Here is an 11129-nt window from a genome sequence, read left to right on the forward strand (position 1 = left end):
GCCCGCGTAGTCGCGCGCAAACTGGTAGGCCACGCGGCCGCTGCGCGAGCCGCGCTCCAAGGCCCACACCAGCGCCAGCGGGCGGGCCGCCTCGCGCTCGGCCTCGGGCACGCCGTGGTGATCCAGCCACTGGTTCACCACCGCCAGGTACTCGTCCTGGCTGAAGGGGTAGAAGCTCACCCACAGGCCAAAGCGTTCGGAGAGCGAAATCTTCTCCTCCACCGCCTCGCCGGGGTGGACCTCGCCGTCGGCGGTGTGGGTGTAGGAGAGGTTCTCCTTCATGTACTCGGGCAGCAGGTGGCGCCGGTTGCTGGTCGCGTAGATCAGCACGTTGGGCGTGGCCGCGGCCACCGAGCCGTCCAGAATCGATTTGAGCGCCTTGTAACCGGCCTCGCCGTCCTCGAAGCTCAGGTCGTCGCAGAAGACGATGAATTTCTCGGGCCGGTCGGCCACCACCTCGACGATGTCGGGCAAGTCGATCAGGTCGGCCTTGTCCACCTCAATCAGGCGCAGGCCCTGGGCCGCGTAGGCGTTCAGGCAGGCCTTGATGAGCGAGCTTTTGCCGGTGCCGCGCGCGCCGGTCAGCAGCACGTTGTTGGCCGGCCGGCCCTGCACGAAGTGCTCGGTGTTGCGCTGGATCTTGTCTTTCTGGCCGTCGATTTCCTGCAGGTCGGCCAGGGCGATGGCGGCGACGTGGCGCACCGGCTCCAGCAGGCCGTGGCCGCCGCGCTTGCGGTAGCGGAAGGCCACCGAAGCGGACCAATCCGGTGCCCCCAGCGGCTGCGGCAGCACCGATTCGATGCGTTGCAGCAGCGCCTCGGCCCGCAGCAGCAGGCGTTCAAAGGCTTCGTTCATGGTTCAGCTGCGGTAGTCGGCGTTGATGGTGACGTAGTCGTGGCTGAAGTCGCAGGTCCACACGGTGTCGGCCACGTTGCCGCGGCCCAGGCCGACGCGGATGGTGATCTCGCTCTGCGCCATCACGCGGGCCCCGTCTTCCTCGCGGTAGGCGGGGTGGCGCCCGCCCTGTGTCACCACGTGCACGTCGTCCAGGTGCAGTTCGATCAGGCCCTGGTCAAGGTCGGCAATGCCGGCGTAGCCCACCGCCGCCAGGATGCGGCCCAGGTTCGGGTCGCTGGCGAAGAAGGCGGTTTTCACCAGCGGCGAATGGGCGATGGCGTAGGCCACCTTCAGGCATTCCTCGGTGGTACGGCCCCCTTCCACGCGCACGGCGATGAACTTGGTCGCACCCTCGCCGTCGCGCACGATGGCGTGGGCCAGGGTCTGGGCCACCTCGGCCATGGCGGCCTGCAGGGCCCGGCCCTCGGCGCTCGCCAGGTCGGTGATTTCGGCGTGACCGGCCCGTTGCGTCGCCAGCACCACGAAGGAGTCGTTAGTGGAGGTGTCGCCGTCCACCGTGACGCGGTTGAAGGACACGTCGGCCAGCTGCCGCGCCAGCCCGGACAGCAGGCCCGGGGCGATCACGGCGTCGGTGGCGACAAAGCCCAGCATGGTCGCCATGTTCGGGCGGATCATGCCCGCGCCCTTGGCGATGCCGGTGACCGTCACCGTCTGCCCGCCGATCTGCAGCTGGCGGCTGGCGGCCTTGGCCACGGTGTCGGTGGTCATGATGCCTTCGGCTGCCTTCAGCCAGTGCGCCGGCTGGGCGTCGGCCAGGGCCGCGGGCAGGCCCGCGACGATGCGCTCCACCGGCAGTGGCTCCATGATCACGCCGGTGGAAAAGGGCAGGATCTGCTGCGGCGACAGGCTGAGTTCCTTGGCCAGCGCGATGCAGGTGGCGCGCGCGTTGACCAGACCGGGCTCGCCGGTGCCGGCGTTGGCGTTGCCGGTGTTGACGACCAGGGCGCGGATGCCCTGGTCGGCGGCCAGGTGTTCGCGACACACCTGCACCGGCGCGGCGCAGTAGCGGTTCTGGGTGAACACACCGCCCACGGCCGTGCCCTCGTCCAGCAGGAAGACGGTGAGGTCTTTGCGCTTGGCCTTGCGCACGCCGGCTTCGGTCACGCCGATGCGCACGCCCGGCACGGGCAACAAGCTTTCCGCGGCGGGGGCGGTCCAGTTCACGGCCATCTCAGACTCCGGTCGAAAATTCAGAAACAGGGAAGGACAGTGTCACCGGCTCACGAGAGTTTGCCGTGACACTGCTTGTATTTTTTGCCACTGCCACAGGGGCAGGGGTCGTTGCGGCCCACGCGCGGCACCTCGGCCGGCGCAGACGCGCCCAGCAACCCGGTGTCGGCGGTGGTTTCGGCTTCGCCGCTTTCGTTCGGCGCGGTGTAGGTCACGTGGCTCAGGTGTTCGGCCTCGGCCTCCAGTTGCTCGGCCGCGCTGCTCACCTGCTCGGGCGACTGCACCTTCACGTTCATCAGGATGCGCGTCACCTCGTTGCGCACCATGTCCAGCAACTGGGCGAAGAGCTGGAAGGCCTCGCGCTTGTACTCCTGCTTGGGCTGCTTCTGCGCGTAACCACGCAGGTGGATGCCCTGGCGCAGGTAGTCCAGCGCGCTCAGGTGGTCGCGCCAATGGCTGTCGATGTTCTGCAGCAGCACCACCCGCTCGAAGCTGGTGAAGTGCTCGCGGCCCACCAGCGCCACCTTCTCGTCGTAGGCGGCGTGGGCCGCGGCCAACACTTTCTCCAGAATGTCTTCGTCGGTGACCTCGTTCGAGCCCTCCACCGCCTGGCGCAGAGACAGCGACAGGCCATGGGTCTCGGCCAGGGCCTGCTCCAGGCCGGCCAGGTCCCACTGCTCTTCCACGCTGTCGGCCGGCACGTGCTGGCGCACCAGGTCGGTCACGCTGCCTTCGCGCAAGGCGGCGATCTGGGCCCCCAGGTCCTGCGCGTCGATGATGTCGTTGCGCTGCTGGTAAATCACCTTGCGCTGGTCGTTGGACACGTCGTCGTATTCCAGCAGCTGCTTGCGGATGTCGAAGTTGCGCGCCTCCACCTTGCGCTGCGCGCTCTCGATGCTGCGGGTGACGATGCCGGCCTCGATCGCTTCGCCCTCGGGCATCTTCAGGCGGTCCATGATGGCGCGCACCCGGTCGCCCGCGAAAATGCGCATGAGCTGGTCGTCCAGGCTCAGGTAGAAGCGGCTGGAACCCGGGTCGCCCTGGCGCCCGGCGCGGCCACGCAGCTGGTTGTCGATGCGGCGGCTCTCGTGGCGCTCGGTGGCGATGATGCGCAAGCCCCCCAGGGCCTTGACCTTCTCGTGGTCCAGCTGCCACTGGGCGCGCACGGCCTGCACCTGCTGCGCCTTGGCGGCTTCGTCCAGGGCCTCGTTGGCCTCGATCGCGGCCACCATCTTCTCCAGGTTGCCGCCCAGCACGATGTCGGTGCCGCGGCCGGCCATGTTGGTGGCGATGGTGATCGCCCCCGGACGCCCGGCCTGCAGGATGATGTCGGCCTCGCGCGCGTGCTGCTTGGCGTTGAGCACCTCGTGCGGCAGGCGCTCGCGCGTCAGCAGCTCGGCGATGATTTCGGAATTCTCGATCGACGAGGTGCCCACCAGCACCGGCTGGCCGCGCTCGTGCGAGGCGCGGATGTCCTCGATCGCCGCCTTGTACTTCTCCGGCGTGGTCTTGTACACGCGGTCCAGCTCGTCCTTGCGCTGGCTCGGGCGGTTCGGCGGGATCACCACCGTCTCCAGGCCGTAGATTTCCTGGAACTCGTAGGCCTCGGTGTCGGCCGTTCCGGTCATGCCCGACAGCTTGGTGTACAAGCGGAAATAGTTCTGGAAGGTGATGGACGCCAGCGTCTGGTTTTCCGGCTGGATGGCCACGCCCTCCTTGGCCTCCACCGCTTGGTGCAGGCCGTCGCTCCAGCGGCGCCCGGCCATCAGGCGGCCGGTGAATTCGTCCACGATGACGATCTCGCCGTTCTGCACCACGTAGTGCTGGTCGCGGTGGTACAGGTGCTGGGCCTTGAGCGCGGTCACCAGCTGGTGCATCAGCACGATGTTGGACGGGTCGTACAGCGACGCGCCCTCGGCCAGCAGACCGGCCTGGCCCATCAGGGCCTCGGCGCGCTCGTGGCCCTGTTCGGTCAGGTGGATCTGGTGGGCCTTTTCGTCCAGGGTGAAGTCGCCGGGCCGGGTCACACCCTCGCCAGTGCGCGGGTCTTCCTCGCCTTCCTGGCGCACCAGGTTCGGCACCAGGCGGTTGATGGCCAGGTACATCGCGGTGTGGTCTTCGGCCTGACCGCTGATGATCAGCGGCGTGCGCGCCTCGTCGATCAGGATGGAGTCCACCTCGTCCACGATGGCGTAGTGCAGGCCACGCTGGACGCGGTCGGCCGCCTCGTAGACCATGTTGTCGCGCAGGTAGTCGAAGCCGTATTCGTTGTTGGTGCCGTAGGTGATGTCGGCGGCGTAGGCGGCCTGCTTGTCCTCGCGCGCCATCTGCGGCAGGTTGATGCCCACGCTCAGGCCCAGCCAGTTGTAGAGCTTGGCCATCCACTGCGCGTCGCGGCTGGCGAGGTAGTCGTTCACCGTGACCACGTGCACGCCCTGGCCGGCCAGCGCATTCAGGTACACCGGCAGCGTGGCGGTCAGGGTCTTGCCCTCGCCGGTGCGCATCTCGGCCACCTTGCCGCTGTGCAGCGCAATGCCGCCGATCAGCTGCACGTCGAAGTGGCGCATCTTCATCACGCGCTTGGACGCCTCGCGCACCGTGGCAAAGGCCTCGGGCAGCAGCGCGTCCAGCGTGTCCCCGTTGGCCAGGCGCTGCTTGAATTCGGCGGTCTTGCCTTGCAGCTGTTCGTCCGACAGCTGGGCGAACTGGGCCTCCAGACCGTTGATGCGGGCCACCGTCTTGCGGTAGGTCTTGAGCAGGCGGTCGTTGCGACTGCCGAAAATTTTGGTCAGGAATTGGATGGCCATACGAACATCGCCACCGCGCGCGTTCGGCGCGCCATGGCCGTGGGAAGCTTTCTGAACTTGCTGGGAATCCGCCCAGCCGTCTGCGGCGCTGTCGCCGTAATCGGCCATTTTAGCGGGGCGCGCACAGGCCACCCCGGGGCGGCCCATCTGCACAGGTGGCGGCATGCGCCGATAATTCAAGCATGTTCAGCCTGCAGCAAGCGGTCACCGCCTCACCCATCCTGGCCCAGGTGACCGAACGCGTGCGCCGCTCGCAGCAGATGATGCGCACCATCACCCCCCTGCTGCCCGCCGGTCTGCGGGCCCAAGTGCAGGCCGGCCCATTGGACGAGGAGGGTTGGTGCCTGCTGGTCGGCAACCCGGCCGTCGGCACCAAGCTCAAGCAACTCACCCCGGCCTTGATGGCCGCGCTGCGCCAGGCCGACCTCGGCGTGCCCCGGCTGCGCATCAAGGTGCGCTTGCGCTGAGCGACCCGGGTGCGTGCGGCACCCGCGGCCCCGCCACCCGAACGCCCATGGCCGCCAAGCGGTCCAGCAGGCGGATGTGGCGCGCCATCGGCCACCAGTCGTACAGAAAAATCTCCATGGGCCGCCACATGGCCACCCAACCGCCGATGAGCAGGCTTTCGCGCACGATGCTGCTCAGGCCGCCGGGCGACATCCAACTCTTGCTGAACTCACCCGCGGCGATAGACAGGGACAAAAACACCAGCCCGATCAGCAAGCTGACGCGCCCGCGCTGAAACAACTCGCTCAGGCGCCGCCGGGTGGTGGTGGCACGGGCCGCGAAATGGGCCTGGATCGCCTGCCCCACCTGCGCCAGCGCCTCGCGGTCAGCGGGCCACTGGTCCAGGTGCACGTGCAAGGCCAGGGCGGCATCGCGCGGCTGCTCCTTGGCCGCTTCGATGATGTAGTCCTCGGCTGCCTGGTCCAGGTCGCGTGCCACGAAGGGCGACGGGTCGATGGAGTTGAACAGCTGCTCGATCTGCGCCACCCGCACCTCGAGCAAGGCAGGCGCGGCGTGCCAACGGGAGCGGGATTTCATCGGCGTCAGACCTCCAAGAAAAAAGCCACCGCACGCTGAAGTGGGGTGGCTTTCGCATCGAGTGGTGCCGCCTGTCGGATTCGAACTGACGACCTACCGCTTACAAGGCGGGTGCTCTACCAACTGAGCTAAGGCGGCGCGCTGCGGATTCTACTTCACCCGCTTCAGGGCGGGCCGGCCCGGCGCCGTGGGCGGCGTCGGCTCGTGGTCGTCGACAGGCGGCGCTTCGGCCTGCGCCTCAGCGGTCTGCGGCGCAGGCACAGCCCGCAGGCGCTGCGCGCCCGCACCGGCCGCCTCGGCCTCGCTCACCGGCTTGGGCGGCGGGAAGGCCATGCCCTGCCCGTTTTCGCGGGCGTAAATGGCCACCACGTGGTCCACCGGCACCACCACTTCGCGCGCCACGCCGCCAAAACGGGCCTTGAACTCGACGAACTCGTTGCCCAGCTGCAGGTGGCTGGTGGCCTCCAGGCTGGTGTTGAGCACGATCTCGTTGTCCTTGACGAACTCGCGCGGCACCTGCACCGAGGCGTCCACGGCCACGGCCAGGTAGGGCGTGTAGCCGTTGTCGGAACACCACTCGTGCAGGGCACGGATCAGGTAGGGGCGGGTCGAGGGGATGTCGTCGCGGTCCATGGCGGGCCTGGGCGCTTACTTGCGCATCACCTTTTCGGACGGCGTCAGCGCCTCGATGTAGGCCGGACGCGAGAAGATGCGCTCGGCGTACTTCAGCAGCGGTGCGGCGTTCTTGCTCAGCTCGATGCCATAGTGGTCCAGGCGCCACAGCAGCGGTGCAATCGCGACGTCGAGCATCGAGAAGTTGTCGCCCAGCATGTACTTGTTCTTCAGGAACACCGGCGCCAGCTGGGTCAGGCGGTCGCGGATGTGGCTCTTGGCCTTTTCCACGGCTTTCTCGTTGCCCTTGGCGTTGCGCTGCTCCAGCACCGACACGTGGGTGAACAGCTCCTTCTCGAAGTTCAGCAGGAACAGGCGCACGCGGGCGCGGTCCACCGGGTCACCGGGCATCAGCTGCGGGTGCGGAAAGCGCTCGTCGATGTACTCGTTGATGATGTTGGACTCGTACAGGATCAGGTCGCGCTCGACCAGGATGGGCACCTGGCCGTAGGGGTTCATCACCGCGATGTCCTCGGGCTTGTTGTAGAGGTCCACGTCGCGGATCTCGAAGTCCATGCCCTTTTCGAACAAGACGAAGCGGCAGCGGTGCGAGTAGGGGCAGGTGGTGCCCGAGTACAGAACCATCATGGGATTCGATCCTCCAGTCTCAAAACAAAAAACAGTGGGTTGCCGGGGACAGCCGGCAAATCCACTGTGCAGGGACGGCCCCGGGGGGCCAGTCCGGGTTTACTTGATGTCTTTCCAGAAAGCCGCGTTCAGGCGCCAGGCGACGAGAATGAACGTCCCCAGGAAGATCAACACCCACACGCCCAGACGGACGCGGTCGTTGTGGGCCGGTTCGGCCATCCACTGCATGAAAGCGACCAGTTCGGCGACGTTGCGGTCGTATTCGGCCTGGCTCAGCTTGCCGGCCTTGGTCTGTTCCCAGCCGCTCAGCACGTGGACTTCGTGGCCGTGGCTGTCCACGGTCGCCATCACCGGCTTGCGCTCGCCCTGCAGTTCCCACAGGGGGTGCGGCATGCCGATGTTGGGGAAGGCCAGGTTGTTCCAGCCGGTCGGCTTGGTCTCGTCGCGGTAGTAGCTGCGCAGCAGGGTGTAGAGGTAGTCGGCACCGCTGTAGCTGCCGCTGGCGCGCGAACGGGCCACCAGGGTCAGGTCGGGCGGGTTGGCGCCGAACCACTGCTTGGCCTGCTGCGGGTTGATCGAGGCCATCATCAGGTCACCCACCTTGTCGGTGGTGAACATCAGGTTTTCCTTGATCTGCTTTTCGGTCAGACCCAGCTCGGTCATGCGGTTGTAGCGCACGAAGGAAGCCGAGTGACAGCTCAGGCAGTGGTTGACGAAGATCTTGGCGCCGTTTTGCAGCGCGGCCAGGTCGTTCGTCAGGTTCGGGGCCTTTTCCATCGGGAAGCCGCCACCGGCGGCCACCGCGTTCGTTGCCAAGCCCAGGGCCACCAGGCAAGCAGCAATCCATTTTTTCATCTGTTACTCCTGTGGGCGTTGGGCTCAGTGGGGGGCGAAAGTCACGCGGCTCGGCACCGGCTTGCTTTCACCGATGCGGCTCCACCACGGCATCAGCAGGAAGAAACCGAAGTAGAACAGCGTGCCCACTTGGGAAACGCGCTCACCGATGGGGGACGGCGGCAGCACACCCAGGTAGCCCAGGATCAGGAAGTTGATCACGAAGATGGCGTACAGATAGAGCTGCCAACTCGGGCGGTAGCGGATCGACTTGACGGCCGAGTTGTCCAGCCAGGGCAGGAAGAACAGGATGACGACGGCACCGCCCATGGCGACCACGCCCCAGAACTTGGCGTCGATGGACAGCATCAGCGCGGCCACGACCACGGCACCGACCACGATGGCCCCCTTGAAGGCGGCGGCCAGCTTGGCCTTGGTCACGCCCAGGACGGCCCCCAGCACCACGCAGGCCACCAGCACGTACATCATCTCGGCGGTGATGGCGCGCAGCATGGAGTAGAACGGGGTGAAGTACCACACCGGCGCGATGTGCAGCGGCGTCACCAGCGGATCGGCCGGGATGAAGTTGTTGAACTCCAGGAAGTAGCCGCCGAACTCGGGCGCGAAGAACACGATGGCCGAGAAGACGAACAGGAACACCGTCACGCCGAACACGTCGTGCACGGTGTAGTAGGGGTGGAAAGGCACACCATCGGCCGGGGCGGTGGCCGACCAGCGGTTGCCCTTGGGACCGGCCTTGATCTCGACGCCGTCGGGGTTGTTGGAACCCACGTCGTGCAGGGCCAGCAGGTGGGCCACGACCAGACCCAGCAGGACCAGGGGCACGGCAATCACGTGGAAGCTGAAGAAGCGGTTCAGGGTGGCGTCGCCGACCACAAAGTCACCGCGGATCAGCAGGGCCAGGTCCGGACCGATGAAGGGGATGGCGGAGAACAGGTTCACGATCACCTGGGCGCCCCAGTAGGACATCTGACCCCAGGGCAGCAGGTAGCCCATGAAGGCTTCGGCCATCAGCACCAGGAAGATGGCGCAGCCGAACACCCACACCAGCTCGCGCGGCTTGCGGTAGGAACCGTAGATCAGGCCACGGTACATGTGCAGGTACACCACCACGAAGAAGGCGGAGGCCCCGGTGGAGTGCAGGTAGCGGACCAGCCAACCCCAGGGCACGTCGCGCATGATGTACTCGACCGAGGCGAAGGCCACGGGCACGCCGGCGGCGTTGACCGAGGCGTCCGGCTTGTAGTGCATGACCAGAAAAATGCCGGTCACGATCTGGATCACCAGCACCAGCAGCGCCAGCGAGCCAAAGATGTACCAGAAGTTGAAGTTCTTCGGTGCGTAGTACTCGGACATGTGGACGCGGTAGGCGTCGAATGCCGTGGGGAACCGGTTTTCGAACCAGTTGGTCAACTTGGCGCCCGCAGACGCGTCAGGAGAGACTTCCTTGAATTCAGCCATGATGGTCCTCGTTACGCTGTTCAGGCCTTGGGCTCTTCGCCGATCAGCAACACCGTGTCAGACAGGTAGTAGTGCGGCGGGATCTCAAGGTTGTCGGGCGCGGGCTTGTTCTTGAACACGCGACCGGCCAGATCGAAGGTGGAGCCGTGGCAGGCGCACAGGAAGCCGCCCTGCCAGTCGTCCGGCAGCGAGGGCTGCGGACCCGCGGCGAACTTGTCGCCGGGCGAGCAGCCCAGGTGGGTGCAGATGCCCACGGCCACCAAGTACTCCGGCTTGATGGAGCGGTGGCGGTTCTTGGCGTATTCGGGGGTGGGGTAGGCCTTGCGGTCGGAGGTCGGGTCGGCCAATTGGCCGTCCACTTTCTCCAGCGCGGCCAGTTGCTCGGGGGTGCGGCGCATGACCCACACCGGCTTGCCGCGCCACTCGACCACGGCCTTTTCGCCGGGCTGCAGTTTGGACACGTCAAACTCGACCGCGGCACCGGCGGCCTTGGCGCGCTCGGACGGCGAGAAAGAACTGACAAAGGGGACGGCGACGGCGGCTGCACCCACGCCACCCATGGCAGCGGAGGTGATGAGCCAGGTTCGGCGGCCGTTGTCTACGGTTGCTTCGCTCATGGGGATCTTTCTGAGACTGGACTACACACTGGCGGGACCGTGTCGAGCGCGCAACGGCACTCGGGTCAACAGCCCATTGTAATTGATCGTGACAACCCAATCTTACGGGGCCGCGTCCGCGCCTGCCCAGTCGGCACCGCCGCGCGCGGCCAGGATGGCCGACAGCAAACTGCTCGGATCGGCGCGGCCGGTCCCGGCCAGATCGAAGGCGGTGCCGTGGTCGGGGCTGGTGCGCACAAATGGCAGGCCCAGGGTGGTGTTGACGCCGTGCGCCAGGCCCAGGTACTTCACCGGAATCAGGCCCTGGTCGTGGTACATGGCGATGACCACATCGAAAGCCCCTTCGCGGGCGCGCATGAACACCGTGTCGGGCGCGTAGGGGCCGTGCACGTCCAGGCCTTCGGCCTGGGCCCGGGCCACGGCCGGCGCGATCACCTCGATCTCTTCGCGGCCGAACAGCCCACCCTCGCCCGCGTGCGGGTTCAGCCCCGCGACCGCGATGCGGCAACGCCGTCCCGGCTCCAGCCGGGTGAAATGGGCATGGGTGATGCGCAGGGTCTGCCCGACGTTGTCCAGGGTGACACGCTCGATCGCCTCGCGCAGCGACACGTGGATGCTGACCAGCACCGTGCGCAACTCGTCGTTCGACAGCATCATGCGCACCGGCAGCTGCGCCACCGACAGTCCCAGGTGCGCAGCGGCCAGCGCCTGGAGGTATTCGGTGTGGCCGGGGTGCTCGACACCGGCCGCGGCCAGCGCCTCCTTGTGCACCGGCGCCGTCACCAAGCCCGACACCCGCCCCTGCAAGGCGGCCCGGGCACCGCGCTCGATGGCCTCGGCCGCGGCCCGGCCCGCGGGCGCACCGATCTGCCCCCAGGGCACCGGCGCGGCCAAAGCGCCGCCGGGCCACACGGGCACGCAACGGGGCGGCAAGTCGGCCACGCCCCCCGGGCCGTCCACCACGGCCACCGGCAACAAGCCGCCCGTTACCTAAACC

Annotated in this window: 11 protein-coding genes and 1 tRNA gene; 1 reads left to right on the top strand and 11 read right to left on the bottom strand. The window is 67.1% G+C overall.

Annotation, left to right across the window (positions count from 1 at the left end; genetic code table 11):
- The 3 genes from CON77_RS09630 to secA form a co-directional block, all read right to left on the bottom strand.
- Positions 1-855 (bottom strand): ATP-binding protein (locus CON77_RS09630; RefSeq protein WP_101048940.1); only part of this gene is annotated, 855 nt, incomplete at its 3' end.
- A 3-nt stretch (positions 856-858) separates the two neighbouring features.
- Positions 859-2088 carry a bifunctional glutamate N-acetyltransferase/amino-acid acetyltransferase ArgJ gene (gene argJ / locus CON77_RS09635; RefSeq protein ID WP_101048941.1) on the bottom strand — a complete coding sequence of 410 codons (1230 nt, stop codon included), beginning with the start codon at positions 2086-2088 and terminating at the stop codon, positions 859-861.
- Between the two features lie 50 nt (positions 2089-2138).
- On the bottom strand, positions 2139-4895 hold the full coding sequence (gene secA / locus CON77_RS09640; RefSeq protein WP_101048942.1) for a preprotein translocase subunit SecA: 2757 nt from the start codon (positions 4893-4895) through the stop codon (positions 2139-2141).
- A gap of 182 nt (positions 4896-5077) precedes the next feature.
- On the opposite strand from secA, the gene CON77_RS09645 reads away from it, so the two are divergent.
- Complete coding sequence (locus CON77_RS09645; RefSeq protein WP_101048943.1) at positions 5078-5362, top strand: hypothetical protein; 285 nt, start codon at positions 5078-5080, stop codon at positions 5360-5362.
- On the opposite strand, the gene CON77_RS09650 is transcribed toward CON77_RS09645, so the two are convergent.
- The 8 genes from CON77_RS09650 to pdxA all read right to left on the bottom strand — a co-directional run bounded on the left by CON77_RS09650 (position 5343) and on the right by pdxA (position 11110).
- On the bottom strand, positions 5343-5939 hold the full coding sequence (locus tag CON77_RS09650) for a hypothetical protein (RefSeq protein WP_101048944.1): 597 nt from the start codon (positions 5937-5939) through the stop codon (positions 5343-5345). The genes CON77_RS09645 and CON77_RS09650 overlap by 20 nt on opposite strands.
- 62 nt (positions 5940-6001) lie before the next feature.
- Positions 6002-6077: transfer RNA gene (locus tag CON77_RS09655), tRNA-Thr, on the bottom strand.
- Between the two features lie 12 nt (positions 6078-6089).
- Positions 6090-6572, bottom strand: coding sequence for a ClpXP protease specificity-enhancing factor (locus CON77_RS09660; protein ID WP_101048945.1), 483 nt, complete (start codon positions 6570-6572; stop codon positions 6090-6092).
- Positions 6573-6587: 15 nt separating this feature from the next.
- Entirely contained in the window at positions 6588-7199 is a 612-nt protein-coding gene (locus CON77_RS09665) for a glutathione S-transferase N-terminal domain-containing protein (protein WP_101048946.1), read from the bottom strand.
- A gap of 99 nt (positions 7200-7298) precedes the next feature.
- A complete protein-coding gene (locus CON77_RS09670; RefSeq protein ID WP_101048947.1) occupies positions 7299-8054 on the bottom strand; it encodes a cytochrome c1 in 756 nt (251 codons plus the stop codon).
- 24 nt (positions 8055-8078) lie between these two features.
- The gene (locus CON77_RS09675; protein ID WP_101048948.1) at positions 8079-9518 is read right to left on the bottom strand and encodes a cytochrome b; all 1440 of its coding nucleotides are present in this window, start codon (positions 9516-9518) and stop codon (positions 8079-8081) included.
- Between the two features lie 17 nt (positions 9519-9535).
- Positions 9536-10132: a ubiquinol-cytochrome c reductase iron-sulfur subunit gene (petA, locus tag CON77_RS09680; RefSeq protein ID WP_101048949.1), complete on the bottom strand. Its 597-nt coding sequence runs from the start codon at positions 10130-10132 to the stop codon at positions 9536-9538.
- Positions 10133-10234: 102 nt separating this feature from the next.
- On the bottom strand, positions 10235-11110 hold the full coding sequence (gene pdxA, locus CON77_RS09685; RefSeq protein ID WP_101048950.1) for a 4-hydroxythreonine-4-phosphate dehydrogenase PdxA: 876 nt from the start codon (positions 11108-11110) through the stop codon (positions 10235-10237).
- Between the last annotated feature and the right edge of the window lie 19 nt (positions 11111-11129).

This window comes from Macromonas nakdongensis (assembly GCF_002837145.1).
Taxonomy (GTDB): Bacteria; Pseudomonadota; Gammaproteobacteria; order Burkholderiales; family Burkholderiaceae_C; genus Macromonas_B; species Macromonas_B nakdongensis.